The sequence below is a fragment of the Ramlibacter tataouinensis genome (assembly GCF_001580455.1).
Classification (GTDB): Bacteria; Pseudomonadota; Gammaproteobacteria; order Burkholderiales; family Burkholderiaceae_C; genus Ramlibacter; species Ramlibacter tataouinensis_B.
In genome coordinates this window covers 2,883,279-2,902,405 of the sequence record NZ_CP010951.1, presented here as the reverse complement: position 1 = coordinate 2,902,405, position 19,127 = coordinate 2,883,279, and the positions used below count along the sequence as shown (strand labels likewise).

The window sequence follows — 19,127 nt, the reverse complement described above, 5'->3', positions numbered from 1 at the left end:
CGGGGTCCTCAGTTGCGCGGCGGCTTCTTCCACACGCCCAGGAAGGCGCCGAGCTTGGCGCGGGCGGGCAGCTGAGTGTCGGACATCGCATCGAGGAAATCCGCCAGCGGCTTGGCTTTCGTCAGGGTGTACAGCAGCAGCCAGGTCACCAGGATGGCGACCAGGACGACCAGCGTCACCTGAAGCGGCAGGGATTTTCCGGCGAAGTCGAACACGTTCATGCCGAACACGCCGGTGAGCACGGTGCCGATCAGGCCGAAGACCGTCACCACCGTGAGCCGCACCACCGTGTTGGCCTGCCGGCGCAAGGTGTCGCTCTCGAGGTAGTCGTTCATGTCCTTCACCTCGCCGCGCAGCTCGTCGAACAGGGCCTGCGAACCGAGGTGCTCGGACAGCATGCGATAGAGGTCGCGCACCTGCACCTGGTTCGAGATCTCGTGGAACCAGTAGCGGTGGTTGAAGCGCAGGAAGATCTCCAGCGTCTGGCGGATGCTGCGCTTGAACTGCTTGATCGAGTCGACCTTCTGGATGTCGAGGTGCGACAGGGCCACGATCAGCCGGTCCGACAGCATCAGGAGGCCCGCCTTCTGGAAATGCGCGATCAGGAACACCAGGAAGTACTGGTGGCGGAACTGCCCTTGCAGGCCGTTCTCCAGGTGGGTGAAGCGCTCTTCGGACGCGCGGCCCACCATCACGAAGGAGTGGCCGCTGCACATCAGGCGGGTGTTCATCCAGCGCTGGCCGCACTCCGGCTCGAAGTAGCGGTCGAAGCAGTAGCGCTGCTCGAACTCCGCCAGGTAGCGCTCCGAGTACGGCAGCTGCCCCGCCTCGCCCCGCGCGGTCACCAGGCCCAAACGGACCCAGTCGGCGCGCGTCAGCGCGTCCACGTCGTCCAGCGCCAGGTAGCCCATGGTCGGCATGCGGTGGTATTCGAGCGGGCGATAGCGCACCGCCCCCGCCGCCTGCGAGTGGTGCTGCACCATCGGCTGCAGCAGCCATTCCCAGTGGGTGGCGATGGCCGGCGAGCGGTGCTCGCAGGTGAAGCTCAGGTACTTCTCGCGGTGCTCGTAGTCCGACTGCGCCAGCACGGTCCCGTCCGCCGCCAGCCATTCGACTCGCCAGGGGCAGTGCCCGCCGCGCCCGTCGGCCTCCCAGTACGGCGGATAGGCGCGCCCGAAGCGGAACAGGATGTCCTGGGTGGTCGCCAGCTCGAGCTCGGCGCCGAACACCTCGACCGCCGGCACGACGATGTCCAGGTCGAAGAAGAAATACAGGTCGACATGCGCGATGCGCAGCTCGACCGGCGCGCCGTGCCGCTCGAGCGTGATGCGCACGCCGTGCACGTCGCCGCGCCTGAACACGCGGATCGGCGACTCCGCCTCCGGCCCGTGGGCGCGGCTGGCGACGCCCTTGCCCTCGCCATAGAGCACCCGCTGCACGTAGGGCAGGAAGTTGACGAACTCGGCGTAGTGGCGCTCCTGGAATTCGCCCGGATCGCCCGTGAACTCGTCCTCGACTTCATGCCAGGCGTTGTCGGGGCCCGGCTGCGCCAGGCACTCCCAGTGCCGGTGGATCTGGACGCTCTCCTGCGTCGGCACCAGCTGCAGCGGCCACAGCAGGATTTGGCGGAACTGGCGCACCGTCACCGGGCCGCGGGACAGCGCCTTGCCTATCCATGACTTGAGCTCTTCCATGGTGTGCCCCTTGGTCGCGCGGCCGGCGCGCATGCCGACACTCTACGCAGGTGGCGCGGATCGATCCAGTTGCTGCGGCCAATGGCGCGACATGACCGGCGCCAGCGCCGGGTGCGCCTCGATGCGCTCCAGCGTCGCCAGGACCGCCGGCCGGTGCCCCCGCAGGTGCGCCCGCGTGCCGGACCAGCGGCTCACCACGGCTGCCAGGAAGTCCAGCCCGCCCGGGTTCGCCGCGTCGAGGACGGACTGGAACTGGTCAGCGAAGCTTTCCCAGTGCAGGTGCAACCTCCTCAATACACGCCCAGGGCCAGGCCCGCAGCCAAGGCGGCGCCCACTTCGCGGCACTGTGCCAGGTCCTGCGCCCCGATCTGCTTGGGTCGCGCGATCGCCTCGGGCGTCTGCGCATGGGTGCAGACGATCAGCGGCGGCGCGACCAGCCGAAGGCGCCAGCCGGTGGCGATGCGTTCGATCTGGCGCACCGCGTTCTGGCCATCACTGCCGGCGCACACCAGGGTGGCATACGGCCTGCCGTTCACCTGGTCCAGCGCGGCGTAGTAGCAGCGATCGAAAAAATCCTTCATCAGCCCGGACATCGCCGCCAAATTCTCCGGCGTCGCGAACAAATAGCCATCGGCGCCGAGCACGTCGTCCGGCTGCGCCTGCGGCGCGCGCAACAGCCGCACGCGCACGCCAGGCTCGCTGCCGGCACCCTCGGCGGCCGCCTGCGCCATCTGCGCGGTGCCTCCGGTCATCGAGTGGTAGACGACAAGCAGGGTCCTGGTGTCCATCGCCAGCCAGCATAGCGCCCTGGCGTGAGCGGCTCCGCCGCGCCACGGAGTCGGCGACGACGTCCCAGTCGAGCGACACGGTGGCCCTCAGCGTCAACATACAAGCGCGGCCGAGCTTGCAACAGAAGGTGTCGCGAATTGGCCATTTGTTATTGGTCTTGGGCCGGCCACATTTTTTAAGATTTGGGCACTGCTGAGCTGCGATGCGCTGCAGCGCACAAGCGACGCTCTTCCGGTTTAGAGTTTTGCCGCACCTGCCGTGTTTTGGGCAGGGAAGTTTTAGGAAGGGCAGTCCCATGAAAGCGTTGCTTGCTGCGAGCGCCATCGCGGTGCTCTCGTCACACTCGGCATTCGCGGCCGATTCGTCCTGCGAGGAGCAGGCTTCCGCAAAGAAGCTGGCAGGCGCCGCGAAGACCAGTTTCATGAAGAAGTGCCAAGGAGATGCTGCGAAAGCATCCTGCGACACCCAGGCGGCGGACAAGAAGCTGGCGGGTGCCGCCAAGAAGAGCTTCGTCACCAAGTGCGAGAAGGACGCCGCAGCAGCGGGCGGCGCGCCGTCAACCAAGTAGATCAGGCGCCAGACAGGCCGAAGGCTTCGAGCCGCGCAGCTGCCGAAGGCGCAGCTCGAGCTATAGCCGGCACTGCAGGTCTCTGCGCGACTTCCATATATCAGTGCGACGGCCTTCTGGATTCCAAGGCGGCGCCCTTCGGCGGGGTCAAGTCCACGCCGCTGGACTGCGGAAGGTCTGGTAGACCGGTGTGCCGTAGAAGCCGGCGCAGCCGTTGATCGCCTCTGCGACCTTGCTTTGGCCGGGCCGGCGGCTTGCGCACTGCTCGCCCTTCGCGTGCCTGGGACACCGTTCGCGCCGTCCGGGACGGTGGTGTCACCCTGGCTGCCGTGTAGTCCAAAGTCCTATGATCGTCGACTCCGTCCGACAAGCCTCGGAATCGATACATAGGGCTATCCCGAATTAGTGACCTCGGTCAAGAGCCTCAGGATTGAGAATGACTCCGCGCTTCGGCGCAGGCAGTACCGCGCCGAAGAACCAGAAGGAGAGAAATACAAGGAGACATGTGCATGAGCCAGCCAGGTACTGATGGGGCCAGTTCCTCATCGGCACCGGTGCATGGCGACGATCGGGCAACTGCAGTACGCGCTGTTCGTCAACCTCATTGCCGGCAGTTCCACTGGGCGAAGGCGACCACAAGCCGCCTTCACGAGACTGGGTGAAGTTCATACAGGAGACAAACCGATGAATGCCAAATTTCCAAATCTCGGAAAAGGATTTGCAGTCTTGTTCGGCGCGGCGCTGATCGCGCACGCGGCGCCGTCACAGGCGGCCTGGGAGCCGACGAAACCGGTCGAGTTCGTGGTGCCCGCCGGCACCGGCGGCGGCGCCGACCAGATGGCGCGCCTGATCCAGGGCGTCGTCGTCAAGCACAACCTGATGAAGCAGTCGCTGGTTGTCGTCAACAAGTCCGGCGGCGCCGGCGCCGAGGGCTTCCTCGACGTGAAGGGCGCGAAGGGCGACCCGCACAAGATCATCATCACGCTGTCCAACCTGTTCACCACGCCGATGGCGACGGGCGTGCCCTTCAACTGGCGCGACATGACACCGGTGGAGATGATGGCGCTCGACCAGTTCGTGCTGTGGGTGAACGCCGAGGCGCCCTACAAGGACGCCAAGCAGTACTTCGACGCCGTGAAGGCGGCCGGGCCCAACAAGATGAAGATGGGCGGCACCGGCGCCAAGCAGGAAGACCAGATCCTGACCGTCGGCATCGAGAAGGCGACCGGCACCAAGTTCATTTACGTTCCTTTCAAGGGCGGCGGCGACGTCGCGGTGCAGCTGGTCGGCAAGCACATCGACTCCTCGGTCAACAACCCGATCGAAGCTGTGGCGCAGTGGCGCTCCGGGGCGCTGCGGCCGCTGTGCGTGTTCGACGACAAGCGCATGCCGTACAAGGCCAAGGTCACCGAGACCATGTCGTGGGGCGACATCCCCACCTGCAAGGAAGCCGGCGTTTCCACCTCCTACGTCATGTTGCGCGGCATCTTCATGGCCCCGGGCGTCACCAAGGAGCAAACCGACTTCTACATCGGCCTGCTCAACAAGGTGCGCGAGACTCCCGAGTGGAAGGAGTACATGGAAAAGGGCGCCTTCAACCAGACATCGATGACCGGCGACCAGTACTTCAAGTGGCTCGGAACCGCCGAGAACCTGCACCGCGAACTGATGAAGGAAGCGGGCTTCATCGCGAAGTAGGGACGCCCTCACGGGCCCTGCCGCGGACCGGCTTGCCGCCGGTCCGCACTCCAGTAGCTACACGCCCTTTCCGAAGGGCCGTTTGCCGAGAGGAGTTTTCTGATGGAGCCGATCGATACTTCCGGATCGCAGCCGCGCAGGGGTGTGCCCACCCATGTCGTCGAGGCCGTGGTCGCATTCGTCGTCCTGATCATGGGCGTGGTGGTGGCCCAGGGCAGCTGGAAACTGGGTTCGGGCTGGACCACCGACGGGCCGGGCGCGGGCTACTTTCCCTTCTACATCGGCCTGATCCTGTGCATCGCCGGCGCCGGAACGATGTACCAGGCGCTGTTCGGCAAGAAGAAGAACACCGCCATCTTCGTCGACAGCGAGCAGCTCAGGCGGGTGCTGTCCATGCTGGTGCCCGCCCTGGTGTATGTCCTGGCGGTGCAGTTGCTGGGCCTGTACATCGCCTCGGCGGTGTACATCGCCCTGTTCATGGTCGTCCTGGGCAAGTATTCCCCCCTCAGGGGCGTCAGCGTGGGCGTGCTGGCGATGGCGCTGTTCTTCCTGATGTTCGAGGTCTGGTTCAAGGTCCCGCTGTTCAAGGGGATGTTCGATCCCCTGCGGTTCCTCGGCTATTGATGCTTCCTTCCTGAAGCCTCCTTCCTGAAGCCACCTTCGTTCCACCATCACAACGACAAGATCCCATGAACGAACTGAACGCGCTCTTCCACGGATTCAGCGTCGTGCTGACGCCGATGAACCTTCTTTTGATGTTCGTTGGCATCACCCTCGGTGTGCTGATCGGCGTGCTGCCCGGGCTGGGCGGTGCCAACGGGGTGGCCATCCTGCTGCCCCTGACCTTCACCATGTCGCCGACCTCGGCGATCATCATGCTGTCGTGCATCTACTGGGGAGCGCTGTTCGGCGGCGCAATCACCTCGATCCTGTTCAACATACCGGGCGAGCCCTGGTCGGTGGCCACCACCTTCGACGGCTACCCGATGGCGCAGGACGGGCGTGCCGGCGCCGCCCTGACCACCGCCTTCACCTCCTCGTTCATCGGCGCGCTGGCGGCGGTGGTGATGATCACCTTCCTCGCGCCCCTGGTGGCGAAGTTCGCGCTCAAGTTCGGCCCGCCTGAATATTTTTCGGTCTACCTGCTCACCTTCTGCAGCTTCGTCGGCATGGGCAAGGGATCGCCGTTCAAGATCCTGGCCTCGATGGCCATCGGCTTCGCCCTGGCCGCCGTGGGCATCGACACCGTCACCGGCCAGCTGCGCCTGACCTTCGGCATCCATGAGCTGATGCGCGGCTTCGATTTCCTGATCGCCGTCATCGGCCTGTTCGGCATCGGCGAGATCCTGCTGTCGATGGAAGAGAAACTGGCCTTCTCGGGCAAGACCGGAGCGATCAATCCGCGGGTGGTGCTGGACACCTGGAAGCAGTTGCCGAAGTACTGGGTGACCTCGGTGCGCAGCGCGCTGGTCGGCATCTGGATGGGCATCACCCCCGGCGGCGCCACCCCTGCGTCCTTCATGAGCTACGGGCTGGCCAAGAAGATGTCCCGCAGCGGGCCGAAGTTCGGCACCGGTGAAATGGAAGGCGTGGTGGCGCCCGAGACGGCGGCCCATGCCGCGGGCACGAGCGCGCTGCTGCCGATGCTGGCGCTGGGCATCCCCGGGTCGCCGACGGCCGCCGTGCTGCTCGGCGGGCTGTTGATCTGGGGCCTGCAGCCCGGTCCGCTGCTGTTCGTGGAACAGAAGGACTTTGTCTGGGGCCTGATCGCCAGCATGTACCTGGGCAACCTGGCCGGCCTGATCGTGGTGCTGACCACCGTGCCCCTGTTCGCCTCGATCCTGCGCATCCCGTTCTCGATCATCGCGCCGGTGATCGTGGTGATCTGCGCCATCGGCGCCTACACCGTGCACAACGCCATGCTGGATGTCTGGTTCATGATGCTGTTCGGCGTGGTGGGCTACGTCTTCAAGAAGCTCGACTACCCGCTGGCGCCCCTGGTGCTGGCCCTGGTGCTGGGCGACAAGGCCGAGGACTCGTTCCGCCAGGCGATGCTGGTGTCGCAGGGGCAGATCTCCATCCTGTGGTCCAACCCGCTGGTGGGCACCATTTCCACGCTCGCCGTCGTGCTGCTGTTGTGGCCGCTGCTTTCGCGCCTGCTGGCGAAAGTCCGGCAACCCAAGCCCAAGCAATTCGCGGAAGAGCAGCCGGTGGATTGAGTGGGAACGGATTGCGGATCCAAGTCGTCCATCGTGATCTGAACAAGAACTGGTTCTCGGGCCCTTCAACCACAACTCATTGCTCCCATGAACACGGACACCCCCACCCAGGAGACCACGGACGGTTTCCACTTGCTGATCAATGCGCTGAAACTCAACGGCCTGGACACGCTCTTCGCCCTGCCCGGCATTCCGATCACCGACTTTCTTCGCATGGCGCAGGCCGAGGGGCTGCGGGTCATCTCGTTCCGCCATGAACAGAACGCCGGCAACGCCGCGGCGGCGGCCGGCTTCCTCACGCAAAAGCCCGGCGTGTGCTTCACCGTGTCGGCGCCCGGATTCCTCAACGGCCTGACCGCGCTCGCGAACGCGACGACGAACTGCTTCCCGATGATCCTGGTGTCCGGCTCCAGCGAACGCGAGATCGTCGACCTGCAGCAAGGCGACTACGAGGAGATGGACCAGCTGGCGATCGCCAAGCCGTTGTGCAAGGCGGCCTTCCGCGTGCTGCATGCGGAAGACATCGGCGTGGGCATCGCGCGCGCCATCCGCGCCGCGGTGTCCGGCCGCCCCGGCGGTGTCTACCTCGACCTGCCGGCCAAGGTGTTCGCGCAATCGGTGCCGGCCGAACTGGGCAAGCGCTCCCTGATCAAGGTGGTCGACCCCGCGCCCAGGCAGCTCCCGGCGCCCGAGGCGGTGCGGCGCGCAGTCGACGCGCTGCGTGTCGCCAGGAAGCCGCTGGTGATTCTCGGCAAGGGCGCGGCCTATGCGCAGGCTGACGCCGAGATCCGCCGCTTCGTCGAAACGACCGGCATCCCCTACCTGCCGATGTCCATGGCCAAGGGGCTGCTGCCGGACAACCATCCGCAGTCGGCCTCGGCCGCCCGCTCCTACGTGCTGGCCGAAGCGGATGTCGTCATGCTGGTCGGCGCCCGGCTGAACTGGCTGCTGTCGCACGGCAAGGGCAAGACCTGGGGCGCGGCGGGCCCGAAGGAGCACGCCGACCGGCAGTTCATCCAGGTCGACATCTCTCCGACCGAAGCCGACAGCAACGTCGCAATCGATGCACCGGTGGTGGGCGACATCGGCTCATGCATCGCGGCGATGAATGCGGCGATCGGCGCCGGCTGGAAGAAGCCGCCGGCCGAGTGGACCGGCGCGATCGCCGAGCGCAAGGACAAGAACCTCTCGAAGATGGCCGAGACCCTCGCCAAGGATCCCTCGCCGATGAACTTCCAGAGCGCCCTGAGCGTGATCCGCGACCAGATCAAGGCGCATCCCGACGCGATCCTGGTGAACGAAGGCGCGAACGCGCTCGACTTCACGCGCAGCATCGTCGACATGTACGAGCCGCGCAAGCGCCTGGACGTGGGCACCTGGGGCATCATGGGCATCGGCATGGGCTTCGCGGTGGCCGCCGCGGTCACCACCGGCAAGCCCGTCATCGCCGTCGAGGGCGACAGCGCGTTCGGCTTCTCCGGCATGGAAGTCGAGACGATCTGCCGCTACAACCTGCCGGTGTGCGTGGTGGTGATGAACAACAACGGCGTCTACGGCGGAACCGACCAGAACCCGCGCGGCGGCGACGCCGCCCCGACGGTGTTCGTGAAGGACGCGCGCTACGAGATGCTGATGCAGGCCTTCGGCGGCGTCGGCGTGCGGGCGGCGACGAAGGCCGAGCTGGCGCGGGCCCTCGACGAGGCCGTGGCCTTCGGCAAGCCGACGCTGATCAACGCGATCATCGATGAGACGGCAGGCACCGAGAGTGGACGCATCACCAGCCTGAACCCGTCCGCCGCCAGGAAGAAGTGAATTCAGCAGTCAATCCGAACTGAGAGCAGGAAGGTCTATGGGCAAAGCACTCGATGGGGTCAAGATTCTCGATTTCACGCACGTCCAGTCGGGCCCGACGTGCACGCAGCTTCTCGCCTGGTTCGGCGCGGACGTGATCAAGGTGGAGAAGGCGGGGGAAGGCGACGCGACGCGCGGGCAGCTGCGCGACATCGACGGCGTGGACAGCCTGTACTTCACGATGCTCAACCACAACAAGCGGTCGATCACCGTGAACACCAAGGACCCCCGCGGCAAGGAGGTTCTGGAAACCCTGATCAGGAAGTGCGACGTGCTGGTCGAGAACTTCGCGCCGGGCGCGCTCGACCGGATGGGATTCACCTGGGAGCGCATCCAGGAACTCAATCCGCGCATGATCGTGGCGTCGGTCAAGGGCTTCGGTCCGGGCCCGTATGAGGATTGCAAGGTGTACGAGAACGTGGCGCAGTGCGCCGGCGGCTCGGCATCGACCACCGGCTTCGACGATGGCCCGCCGCTGGTCACGGGCGCGCAGATCGGCGACAGCGGCACCGGCGTGCACCTGGCGCTGGGCATCCTGGCGGCGCTGTACCAGCGCAACACCAGCGGCCGCGGCCAGAAGGTGCTGGCCGCGATGCAGGATGCGGTGCTGAACCTGTGCCGCGTGAAGCTGCGCGACCAGCAGCGGCTGGACCGTCGCCACGTGATGGAGGAATATCCCCAGTACCCGGACCGCGAGTTCGGCGAGGCCGTGCCGCGCGCCGGCAATGCCTCGGGCGGCGGCCAGCCCGGCTGGATCCTGAAGTGCAAGGGCTGGCAGACCGATCCCAACGCCTACATCTACTTCATCACGCAGGCCCCGGTGTGGGACAAGATCTGCCAGGTGATCGGCGAGGAGCACTGGATCACCGACCCCAACTACGCGACCCCGAAGGCCCGGCTGCCGCACCTGAAGTCGATCTTCGCGCGCATTGAGGAGTGGACCAAGACCAAGACCAAGTTCGAGGCCATGGACATCCTGAACAAGTACGACATTCCGTGCGGCCCGATTCTGTCGATGAAGGAGATCGCAGAGGATCAATCGCTGCGCGCCACCGGCACCATCGTCGAAGTGGACCACCCGACCCGCGGCAAGCATCTGTCGGTCGGCAACCCGATCAAGCTGTCGGACAGCCCGACCGAGGTGACGCGCTCGCCGCTGCTGGGCGAACACACGGTGGAAGTGCTGGAGCAGCTCGGCTACTCGGAGGCGCAGATCGCCGAGCTCAAGCAAGCGAAAGTCATCTAAGGAGCCCAGAAAATGAACGCAGACAAGGCCAAGGTCCGCCAGGTTCTCGACGGCGTCAAGGCGTCGGGCCGCAACGCGCTCACCGCACCGGAAGGCAAGCTGGTGTGCGACGCCTACGGCATCGCGGTGCCGCAGGAAGGCGTCGCCACGGGTGCCGCCGAGGCGTCCAAGTTGGCGGGCACCATGGGCTTTCCGGTCGTCATGAAGGTCGTCTCGCCCGATATCCTGCACAAGACCGAAGCCGGCGGCGTTGTGGTTGGCGTCAACAGCGCCGACGAGGCCGCGGCAGCCTACCATCAGATCGTCGCCAACGCGAAGAAATACGACGCGCACGCGAGCATCCTCGGCGTCCAGGTGCAGCAGATGCTCAAGGGCGGCCAGGAGGTGATCATCGGGGCGATGACCGACGGCAGCTTCGGCAAGCTGGTGGCCTTCGGCATGGGCGGCGTGCTGGTCGAAGTGCTCAAGGACATCACCTTCCGCCTCGCACCCGCCACGCGGGAAGACGCGGCGTCCATGCTGGACAGCATCCAGGCGGCCGAGATGCTCAAGGGCGTGCGCGGCGGCAAGGCCGTCAACCGCTCGGCCCTGCAGGACCTGATCGTGCGCGTGTCGCAGCTGGTCAGCGACTTCCCGGAGATCGCCGAGATGGACCTGAACCCGGTGTTCGCGAGCGAAGACGGCGCGATCGCCGCCGACGTGCGCATCGTGGTGAACTTCGAGCCGAAGGCGCCGCGCTACCGCCCCGACGAGAAGGACGTCGTGACGGCCATGAACCGGATCATGCGTCCGAAGGCGGTGGCCGTCATCGGCGCCTCCTCCGAAGCGGGCAAGATCGGCAACTCCGTGATGAAGAACCTCATCAACGGCGGCTACCAGGGCAAGATCTACCCGATCCATCCGAAGGACGCCGAGATCCTGGGCTACAAAGCCTACAAGAGCGTGAAGGACGTCCCGGACGAGATCGACACCGCGGTGTTCGCGATCCCCGGCAAGCTGGTGGCCGGCGCCCTGCGCGAATGCGGCGAAAAGAAGATCGCCGGCGCGATCCTGATCCCCTCGGGTTTCGCCGAGACCGGCAACATGGAAGGACAGGAAGAGCTGCAGCGCATCGGGCGGGAATACAACATCCGCCTGATGGGCCCGAACATCTACGGCTTCTACTACACGCCGTCCAACCTCTGCGCCACCTTCTGCACGGCCTACGACTACAAGGGCTCCACCGCCCTGTCCTCGCAGTCCGGCGGCATCGGCATGGCGATCATCGGCTACTCGCGCAGCGCGAAGATGGGCGTGTCGGCCATCGTCGGCCTGGGCAACAAGTCCGACATCGACGAGGACGACCTGCTGCTGTTCTTCGACCAGGACGAGAACACCAAGGTGATCGCGCAGCACTGCGAGGACCTGAAGGATGGCCGCGCCTTCGCCGAGGTGGCCAAGCGCGTTTCCAAAAACAAGCCGGTCATCATGCTCAAGGCCGGCCGCACCGCCATGGGCGCGGCGGCCGCCAGCTCGCACACCGGCGCGCTCGCCGGCAACGACAAGATCTACGACGACGTGCTGCGCCAGAGCGGCGTGGTGCGCGCCAGGAGTTTGCGCCAGCTGCTGGACTTCGCGCGCGGCGTTCCCATCCTGCCCACCCCCAAGGGCGAGAACGTGGTGATCATCACCGGCGCCGGCGGCTCGGGCGTGCTACTGTCGGATGCCTGCGTCGACAACGGCCTGAAGCTGCTCAAGCCGATGCCGCAGGACCTGGATGCCGCCTTCCGCAAGTTCATCCCGCCGTTCGGCGCGGCCGGCAACCCGGTGGACATCACCGGCGGCGAGCCGCCCATCACCTACATGAACACGGTGCGCCTGGGCCTGGAGGACGACCGCATCCATGCCTTGATCCTGGGCTACTGGCACACCATCGTCACGCCGCCGATGGTGTTCGCGCGCAACATGGTCCAGGTGGTCGAGGAGATGAAGGCCAAGGGCAAGGTCAAGCCGGTGGTCGCTTCCCTGGCGGGCGACGTCGAGGTCGAGGAGGCCGCCCAGTACCTGTACGAGCACGGCATCCCGGCCTACGCCTACTCCACGGAAATCCCGGTCGAAATCCTCGGCGCCAAGTACCAGTGGGCGCGCGCGGCCGGATTGTTGTAACCCCTTCTCACCATGGCCGGGGATGCAGGACAAGGTCATCCCGATCGCGCTCTCCACTGAAGCAGCGCGCGAACTCAAGCGACGCGGCCCCCGGGGCCGCCGCGCCAGCGCGGACGCGCTCGCGCAGGTGCGCGCACTGCTCGGCGAGGCGCCGCGCCGGCGCGACCTCCTGATCGAACACCTGCACCGCATCCAGGACCGGTACGGCCGGCTCTCCGCGGACCATCTGGCCGCGCTGGCGCAGGAGCTGCGCCTGGCGACCAGCGAAGTGTTCGAGGTGGCGTCCTTCTACCACCACTTCGACATCGTCAAGGAAGGCGGCAGCGACCCCGCGCCGCTGACGGTGCGCGTCTGCGACGGCCTGTCCTGCGAGATGGCCGGCGCGAAGGAACTGCTCGCGACACTGCCGGCGCTGCTGGGTCGCGAGGTGCGCGTGCTGCCTGCCCCCTGCATCGGGCGCTGCGAACAGGCGCCGGCGGCCGTGGTCGGGCAGAACCCCGTTCCCCAGGCGACGGCCGACCAGGTCGCGGCGAGAGTGCAGGCCGGCGCGGTGCGGCACGAGCCGGAGCGCTACATCGACCTGGCCGCCTACCAGGCCCAGGGCGGCTACGCGCTGCTGCGCGATTGCGTCGCCGGCGCTCGCAGCGTCGATGCGGTGATCGCCGCCCTGGAAGCTTCCGGCCTGCGGGGGCTGGGCGGCGCCGGCTTTCCCGCCGGCCGCAAGTGGAAGATCGTGCGGGCCGAGCCGGCCCCGCGGCTGATGGCCGTGAACCTCGACGAGGGCGAGCCCGGCACCTTCAAGGACCGCGTCCTGCTCGAGCGCGACCCGCACCGCTTCCTCGAAGGCATGCTGATCGCCGCCTGGGCCGTCGGCATCGCCGGCATCTACATCTACCTGCGCGACGAATACCACGGCTGCCGCGCCCTGCTGGCGCGCGAGCTCGACAAGCTGCGGGCCGAGCCGCCCGTGCCCGACCTGCCGGCGATCGAACTGCGCCGCGGCGCCGGCGCCTACATCTGCGGCGAGGAGTCCGCGATGATCGAATCGATCGAAGGCAAGCGTGGTATGCCGCGCCTGCGGCCACCCTACGTCGCGCAAGTGGGCCTGTTCGGCCGGCCGACGCTGGAACACAACTTCGAAACGCTGTACTGGGTGCGCGAGCTGCTCGAGAAAGGGCCCGGGTGGTTCAGCGCGCAAGGCCGGCACGGCCGCCAGGGCCTGCGTTCGTTCTCGGTCTCGGGGCGCGTGAAGAGTCCGGGCGTGAAGCTCGCGCCCGCGGGCATCACGGTCCGCGAGCTCATCGACGAATACTGCGACGGCATGCCCGACGGCCACCGCTTCTACGCCTACCTGCCCGGTGGCGCGTCCGGCGGCATCCTGCCGGCGGCCCTGGGCGACATCCCGCTGGATTTCGACACGCTGCAGCCCTACGGCTGCTTCATCGGCTCGGCGGCGATCGTGGTGCTGTCGGACCAGGACAGCGCGGTGGGCGCCGCCCGCAACCTGATGCGCTTCTTCCGCGACGAGTCCTGCGGGCAGTGCACGCCCTGCCGCTCCGGCACCGCCAAGGCGCTGGCGCTGATCGAGCAGCCGCGCTGGGATCGGCGGCTGCTCGCCGAACTGTCTCAAGTGATGCGCGACGCATCGATCTGCGGGCTGGGCCAGGCGGCGCCGAATCCGGTCGATTGCGTGATGAAGTACTTCGCGCACGAACTCGGAGACGAACCCGGAGACCCGCCATGAACGCAGTCACGCGGGCGGAGCTGGCGCAGGTCGAAGCGCCGACCGTCACCTTCACACTCAACGGGCGCGAGGTCACGTGCCCGGCGAACCGCACCCTGATCGAGGTTGCCGACGAACTCGGTGTCGAGATCCCGCGGCTTTGCTACAAGCCGGGGCTGGACGCGGTGGGCAACTGCCGCTCGTGCATGGTCGAGATCAAGGGCGAGCGCACGCTGGCTGCCGCCTGCTGCCGCCGGCCGGCCAACGGCATGGAGGTGAACACGGCGAGCGAACGCGCCCTCGCCTCGCAGAAGATGGTGCTCGAGCTTCTGCTGGCCGACATGCCGGAGCGCGACTACACGCGCCACAACGAGCTCGACGTGTGGGCGGCGAAGCTGGCCCTGGGCCGGCCGCGCTTCGAAGCGCGCGCCCCAACGCCGCCGGACCTCTCGCACCCGGCCATCGCCGTCAATCTCGACGCCTGCATCCAGTGCACGCGCTGCCTGCGCGCCTGCCGGGAGGAACAGGTCAACGACGTGATCGGCCTCGCTTATCGCGGCGAGCGGGAAAAGATCGTGTTCGACATGGACGACGCCATGGGCGTGTCGAGCTGCGTCGCCTGCGGCGAGTGCGTGCAGGCCTGTCCGACCGGCGCGCTGATGCCTGCGCGCGAGGTGGCGCTGCAGGTCCCGGACAAGCAGGTCGAATCGGTCTGCCCGTTCTGCGGCGTGGGCTGCCAGCTCAGCTACAACATCAGGGACAACCGGATCCTCTGGATCGAAGGACGCGACGGCCCCGCCAACCAGGGGCGGCTCTGCGTGAAGGGCCGCTACGGTTTCGACTACGCGCACCATCCGCAGCGCCTGACCCAACCGCTGATCCGCCGGGCGGGCGTGCCCAAGGATCCGCATGCCGAGATGGACCCGGCGCGCGTCATGGAGTTCTTCCGCGAAGCGAGCTGGGACGAGGCGCTGACCCTCGCCGGCGGCAAGCTGCGCGAATTGCGCGACCGGCATGGCCCGCAGGCGCTGGCCGGTTTCGGTTCGGCCAAGGGCAGCAACGAAGAGGCCTACCTGTTCCAGAAGCTGGTGCGCGCCGGCTTCGGCAGCAACAACGTGGACCACTGCACCCGCCTGTGCCACGCGTCGTCGGTCGCGGCGCTGCTGGAAGGCATCGGTTCGGGCGCGGTGTCGAACCCGGTCATGGATGTGGCCAAGGCCGAGGTCATCCTCCTCATCGGCGCGAACCCGACCGTCAACCACCCGGTCGCTGCGACCTGGATGAAGAACGCGGTGAAGAACGGCACCCGGTTGATCCTGATGGACCCGCGCAAGTCCGACCTGGCGCGCCATGCGCACCGCTACCTGCAGTTCAAGCCCGACACCGACGTTGCGCTGCTCAATGCGCTCATGCACGTGATCGTCCACGAGGGCCTGGTCGACGAAGCCTTCATCGCCAGCCGCACCATCGGCTACGAGGACCTGAAGGCCAACGTCGAGGGCTACAGCCCGGAGGCGATGGCGCCGATCTGCGGCATCGACGCGGAAACGCTGCGCGATGTAGCGCGGCTGTACGCGACGGCCAAGGCCTCGATGATCCTCTGGGGCATGGGCATCTCGCAGCACGTGCACGGCACGGACAACGCGCGCTGCCTGATCGCGCTGGCGCTGATGACCGGGCAGATCGGCCGCCCGGGCACCGGCCTGCATCCGCTGCGCGGCCAGAACAACGTGCAGGGTGCCTCGGACGCCGGGCTCATCCCGATGATGTATCCGGACTACCAGCGCGTGGACGCGCCCGGCGCGCGCGAGCGCTTCGAGCGCGCCTGGAACATGGCGCCGGGTACGCTGGCCGTGCAGCCGGGGCTGACGGTGGTGGAGGTCATGCACGCCATCCAGGCGGGCACGGTGCGCGGCATGTACATCATGGGCGAGAACCCGGCCATGTCCGACCCGGACGTGAACCATGCGCGTGAATCGCTCGCGGCGCTCGAGCATCTCGTGATCCAGGACATCTTCTTCACGGAAACCGCCTACCTGGCGGACGTCATCCTGCCGGCCAGCGCCTTCCCCGAGAAGACCGGCACCTTCACCAACACCGACCGCCTGGTGCAGCTCGGCCGCCAGGCGATAGACCCGCCCGGTGACGCGCGCCAGGACCTGTGGATCATCCAGCAGATCGCCCAGCGGCTCGGCCTCACGTGGAACTACACCGACGTCTCGGAGGTGTTCGACGAAATGCGCGGCACCATGCCCAGCATCGGCGGCATCACCTGGGAGCGTTTGGAACGCGAGCACTCGGTCACCTACCCCTGCCGCCACGAGGGCGACCCGGGCGAGCCGGTCGTCTTCGTGGACGGGTTCCCGCGCGAGGGCGGCCGTGGCAGGTTCGTTCCGGCCGACATCATTCCCGCGGACGAGCGGCCCGATGCGGCGTACCCCATGGTGCTCATCACCGGCCGCCAGCTCGAACACTGGCACACCGGCAGCATGACGCGGCGCGCAAGCATGCTCGACGCCATCGAACCCGACCCGGTGGCGCTGGTCCATCCGCTGGACATCGAGGCGCTCGGCTGCAAGCCGGGTGATGTGATCACGATCGAGTCGCGCCGCGGCAGCGTCAGCCTGTATGCGCGCGCCGACGACAGTTCGCCGCGAGGCTCGGTGTTCGCGCCCTTCTGCTACTACGAAGCTGCGGCGAACAAGCTCACGAACTCAGCGCTGGATCCGATCGGGAAGATTCCTGAGTTCAAGTACTGCGCCGTGCGTGTCGTACCCGGCGGGCCCGAGCCGCGCCAGACGAGCTTCGGCGGCGGGCAGGCGCTCGCGATGGGCCCCACGCCGGAAGCGTGATCCGGCCCCGGGCGCCGGGGTTCAGAATCGGATTTGGACTGGATTGAACGGCGCCGAAGGCCGCGGAGACTGACCCGTGGTGGTCGGCGTGGTGGGGGTCGAGGTGGACCCGGACGAAGACGGTGCCGGGTTCGTCGTCGACTTGGCCTTGCCGCGTGCGTCGCTGAGCTGCTGCACGCCTCCGGTGGAAGAGACCCGGACTCCGTCGGCCATTGCGCCGCTGAGCGCGAGGCCAAAGGTGACGGCGACCAAAGCATGTCGGGCGATTTGCATGGGGATCTCCTGAGGTGGTTGGATGCCTTCCTTTCCATGGGTTGCGGTCAGTGCAGATTGGGTTCAACGTCACGCGGAGAGCCAGGCTCATCAACGCTCGTGCCTGGCGATGAAGGCCTCGACCGTGTCGTGCAGCAGTTCGGGCTCCTCCAGGAAGATGAAGTGCCCACCGTCCAGGACGGCAAACTCGGCTTTCGGAATCCGCCCGGCAAGCTCCGCGGACAGGTGCGGCGGGGCGCAGAAATCGCGCTCGCCCACCAGCACCAGCGTCGGTGTCGTGATCGAGGGAAGCTCATCGAAGGCGTCGTGCCCCACGATCATGTCGATCCGGGCGAAGCCGATTTCCGGTTCGAAGGTGCCTGCTGCCGTCGCATCCACCCACGCCTGCACCCGCTCCGGGTGTTCGCGCGTGAACCGCGGGTCGAAGAGGAACAGCGCGTTGGCCTCGGTGGACGCGCGCAGCCCCGAATCGGTCAACATGCGGCGCCGCATGTCGAACTGACGGCGGTAGAAGGCGTCCGCGCGCGCAATCGAAGAGACGATGGTCGCGCTGCGCAGCAATTCGCGGTGATGGATCGCCAGCCGTTGCACGATGGCACCGCCGGTCGAGGAGCCCACCGCGTGGACCGGCCCGCACCCGACCGCCTCCACGACCCGCGCCATGTCCCGCGCATGCTGCACGATCGTCATGCCGCGTGCGGTGCGTCCGGACGCGCCGGTGCCGCGGTGATCCGGCACGATCACCTGGTGATGCGCGGCGAACAGATCGATCTGCGGGCCCCAGGAGGCGCCCACGCCCGCCAGCCCCGCCAGCAGCAGCACCGGGGAACCTTGGCCCTTGAGTTCGTAGTGAATCGAAACACCGTCGGAGCTGACATCTGGCATTGGCTTCTCCGGTTCCGAACGCGTCGAATTTCACGCCACTGGTACAAATATAGGCGCCGCCCCGTGTGCCTGCGCTGGCTGAGCGTGTCCCGACGAGCTGCGGAACGAGGACAATCGCCCCGTCCGGTGCACTGGACGACCTTCACCGAGCCATGCGAATTTCCGATCTCCGATCCCGCCTGCACGCGGCAGGTGCCGGCCCGTCCCACGCGTTCCGGGTGCTGCGCCTGTGGTCCCAGGCCCTGCCGCAGGACAGCGGCAAGCGGCGCGTCGAGGACTTCCTGCCGCAGGCCTTGCGCGAGGCGCTGCCAGCCATCGAGGCCGAGCTCGACGGCCTGGCGCGGGTCGTCTCGATCCATCCCGGCGAGGACGGCTCCGAGCGCCTGCTGGTCGGCCTGGCCGACGGCCAGATGGTCGAAAGCGTGCTGCTGCCGCGCGACGGCCTGTGCATTTCGTCCCAGGTCGGCTGCGCCGTCGGCTGCCTGTTCTGCATGACGGGCCAGAGCGGCCTGGTGCGGCAGGTCGGCAGCGCCGAGATGGTCGCCCAGGTGGTATTGGCGCGCCGGCGCCGGCCGGTGAAGAAAGTCGTGTTCATGGGCATGGGCGAGCCGGCGCACAACCTGGACAACGTGCTGGAAGCGATCGATCTGCTCGGCACCGCCGGCAACGTCGGCCACAAGAACCTGGTGCTGTCGACGGTGGGCGACCCGCGCGTCTTCGAGCGCCTGCCGCAGCAGAAAGTGAAGCCGGCGCTGGCGCTTTCCCTGCACACGACCAAGGCCGAACTGCGCGAACGCCTGTTGCCGCGCGCGCCGCAGATGACGCCGGAGGAACTGGTGGAACGCGGCGACGCCTATGCGCGCGCGACCGGCTACCCGATCCAGTACCAGTGGACGCTGCTGGAAGGCGTCAACGATGGTGACGACGAACTCGATGGCATCGTGCGCCTGCTGGCCGGCAGGTACGGCGTGCTGAACATGATCCCCTTCAACAAGGTGGAAGGCCTCGACTTCCACCGCCCCTCCTGGGAACGTGCGGCCTCGCTCGCGCGCAGCCTGCACCGCCGCGGCATCCTGACCAAGCTGCGGCACTCGGCGGGCCAGGATGTCGACGGCGGCTGCGGCCAGCTCCGGGCGCGGGCTGTTCAGCGCGTGGACGCGAGCCGCCTGCTCCGGCGGCACTGA

At 67.2% G+C, this 19,127-nt stretch carries 15 protein-coding genes; 10 read left to right on the top strand and 5 right to left on the bottom strand.

Annotation, left to right across the window (positions count from 1 at the left end):
- Nucleotides 1-8: 8 nt before the first annotated feature.
- From UC35_RS13715 to UC35_RS13705, 3 genes are read right to left on the bottom strand one after another with little or no spacing between them, the layout of a single operon-like run.
- Nucleotides 9-1,727 carry a CorA family divalent cation transporter gene (locus tag UC35_RS13715; RefSeq protein ID WP_227820328.1) on the bottom strand — a complete coding sequence of 573 codons (1,719 nt, stop codon included), beginning with the start codon at nt 1,725-1,727 and terminating at the stop codon, nt 9-11.
- 9 nt (nt 1,728-1,736) lie between these two features.
- Nucleotides 1,737-1,979, bottom strand: coding sequence for a hypothetical protein (locus UC35_RS13710; protein ID WP_061500610.1), 243 nt, complete (start codon nt 1,977-1,979; stop codon nt 1,737-1,739).
- Between the two features lie 5 nt (nt 1,980-1,984).
- Nucleotides 1,985-2,482: a flavodoxin family protein gene (locus tag UC35_RS13705; protein ID WP_061500609.1), complete on the bottom strand. Its 498-nt coding sequence runs from the start codon at nt 2,480-2,482 to the stop codon at nt 1,985-1,987.
- Between the two features lie 296 nt (nt 2,483-2,778).
- Here UC35_RS13705 and UC35_RS13700 point away from each other — a divergent pair, with 296 nt between their 5' ends.
- The 9 genes from UC35_RS13700 to fdhF all read left to right on the top strand — a co-directional run bounded on the left by UC35_RS13700 (nt 2,779) and on the right by fdhF (nt 16,785).
- Entirely contained in the window at nt 2,779-3,051 is a 273-nt protein-coding gene (locus UC35_RS13700) for a PsiF family protein (RefSeq protein WP_061500607.1), read from the top strand.
- A 684-nt stretch (nt 3,052-3,735) separates the two neighbouring features.
- On the top strand, nt 3,736-4,749 hold the full coding sequence (locus UC35_RS13695; RefSeq protein WP_061500605.1) for a Bug family tripartite tricarboxylate transporter substrate binding protein: 1,014 nt from the start codon (nt 3,736-3,738) through the stop codon (nt 4,747-4,749).
- A 102-nt stretch (nt 4,750-4,851) separates the two neighbouring features.
- Nucleotides 4,852-5,373 (top strand): tripartite tricarboxylate transporter TctB family protein, encoded by a 522-nt coding sequence (locus tag UC35_RS13690; protein WP_061500603.1) that lies wholly within the window; start codon nt 4,852-4,854, stop codon nt 5,371-5,373.
- 65 nt (nt 5,374-5,438) lie between these two features.
- Entirely contained in the window at nt 5,439-6,968 is a 1,530-nt protein-coding gene (locus UC35_RS13685; RefSeq protein WP_061500601.1) for a tripartite tricarboxylate transporter permease, read from the top strand.
- An 87-nt stretch (nt 6,969-7,055) separates the two neighbouring features.
- Nucleotides 7,056-8,780, top strand: a complete 1,725-nt coding sequence (gene oxc / locus UC35_RS13680) for an oxalyl-CoA decarboxylase (protein ID WP_061500599.1) — start codon at nt 7,056-7,058, stop codon at nt 8,778-8,780.
- Between the two features lie 37 nt (nt 8,781-8,817).
- Nucleotides 8,818-10,065 (top strand): formyl-CoA transferase, encoded by a 1,248-nt coding sequence (frc, locus tag UC35_RS13675; protein ID WP_061500598.1) that lies wholly within the window; start codon nt 8,818-8,820, stop codon nt 10,063-10,065.
- A gap of 12 nt (nt 10,066-10,077) precedes the next feature.
- Nucleotides 10,078-12,210: an acetate--CoA ligase family protein gene (locus UC35_RS13670; RefSeq protein ID WP_061500596.1), complete on the top strand. Its 2,133-nt coding sequence runs from the start codon at nt 10,078-10,080 to the stop codon at nt 12,208-12,210.
- 22 nt (nt 12,211-12,232) lie between these two features.
- Nucleotides 12,233-13,954 carry an NAD(P)H-dependent oxidoreductase subunit E gene (locus tag UC35_RS13665; protein ID WP_061500594.1) on the top strand — a complete coding sequence of 574 codons (1,722 nt, stop codon included), beginning with the start codon at nt 12,233-12,235 and terminating at the stop codon, nt 13,952-13,954.
- A complete protein-coding gene (fdhF, locus tag UC35_RS13660; protein ID WP_061500592.1) occupies nt 13,951-16,785 on the top strand; it encodes a formate dehydrogenase subunit alpha in 2,835 nt (944 codons plus the stop codon). The genes UC35_RS13665 and fdhF overlap by 4 nt, the downstream gene beginning before the upstream one ends.
- A 21-nt stretch (nt 16,786-16,806) precedes the next feature.
- On the opposite strand, the gene UC35_RS23615 is transcribed toward fdhF, so the two are convergent.
- Nucleotides 16,807-17,058 (bottom strand): hypothetical protein, encoded by a 252-nt coding sequence (locus UC35_RS23615; protein WP_145979456.1) that lies wholly within the window; start codon nt 17,056-17,058, stop codon nt 16,807-16,809.
- Nucleotides 17,059-17,148: 90 nt separating this feature from the next.
- Nucleotides 17,149-17,943: an alpha/beta fold hydrolase gene (locus UC35_RS13650; protein WP_061500588.1), complete on the bottom strand. Its 795-nt coding sequence runs from the start codon at nt 17,941-17,943 to the stop codon at nt 17,149-17,151.
- Nucleotides 17,944-18,095: 152 nt separating this feature from the next.
- Between UC35_RS13650 and UC35_RS13645 the strand changes: the two genes are divergently transcribed.
- Complete coding sequence (locus UC35_RS13645) at nt 18,096-19,127, top strand: RNA methyltransferase (RefSeq protein WP_061500587.1); 1,032 nt, start codon at nt 18,096-18,098, stop codon at nt 19,125-19,127.

What these genes read in the sequence shown, in the direction of transcription:
- fdhF (WP_061500592.1), top strand. Translation starts at nt 13,951, where the DNA reads ATGAACGCAGTCACGCGGGCGGAGCTGGCGCAGGTCGAAGCGCCGACC.
- UC35_RS13715 (WP_227820328.1), bottom strand. Translation starts at nt 1,727, where the DNA reads ATGCGCGCCGGCCGCGCGACCAAGGGGCACACCATGGAAGAGCTCAAG.
- UC35_RS13690 (WP_061500603.1), top strand. Translation starts at nt 4,852, where the DNA reads ATGGAGCCGATCGATACTTCCGGATCGCAGCCGCGCAGGGGTGTGCCC.
- UC35_RS13700 (WP_061500607.1), top strand. Translation starts at nt 2,779, where the DNA reads ATGAAAGCGTTGCTTGCTGCGAGCGCCATCGCGGTGCTCTCGTCACAC.
- UC35_RS13705 (WP_061500609.1), bottom strand. Translation starts at nt 2,482, where the DNA reads ATGGACACCAGGACCCTGCTTGTCGTCTACCACTCGATGACCGGAGGC.
- UC35_RS13695 (WP_061500605.1), top strand. Translation starts at nt 3,736, where the DNA reads ATGAATGCCAAATTTCCAAATCTCGGAAAAGGATTTGCAGTCTTGTTC.
- frc (WP_061500598.1), top strand. Translation starts at nt 8,818, where the DNA reads ATGGGCAAAGCACTCGATGGGGTCAAGATTCTCGATTTCACGCACGTC.
- UC35_RS13650 (WP_061500588.1), bottom strand. Translation starts at nt 17,943, where the DNA reads ATGCCAGATGTCAGCTCCGACGGTGTTTCGATTCACTACGAACTCAAG.
- UC35_RS13685 (WP_061500601.1), top strand. Translation starts at nt 5,439, where the DNA reads ATGAACGAACTGAACGCGCTCTTCCACGGATTCAGCGTCGTGCTGACG.
- oxc (WP_061500599.1), top strand. Translation starts at nt 7,056, where the DNA reads ATGAACACGGACACCCCCACCCAGGAGACCACGGACGGTTTCCACTTG.
- UC35_RS13665 (WP_061500594.1), top strand. Translation starts at nt 12,233, where the DNA reads ATGCAGGACAAGGTCATCCCGATCGCGCTCTCCACTGAAGCAGCGCGC.
- UC35_RS13670 (WP_061500596.1), top strand. Translation starts at nt 10,078, where the DNA reads ATGAACGCAGACAAGGCCAAGGTCCGCCAGGTTCTCGACGGCGTCAAG.
- UC35_RS23615 (WP_145979456.1), bottom strand. Translation starts at nt 17,058, where the DNA reads ATGCAAATCGCCCGACATGCTTTGGTCGCCGTCACCTTTGGCCTCGCG.
- UC35_RS13645 (WP_061500587.1), top strand. Translation starts at nt 18,096, where the DNA reads ATGCGAATTTCCGATCTCCGATCCCGCCTGCACGCGGCAGGTGCCGGC.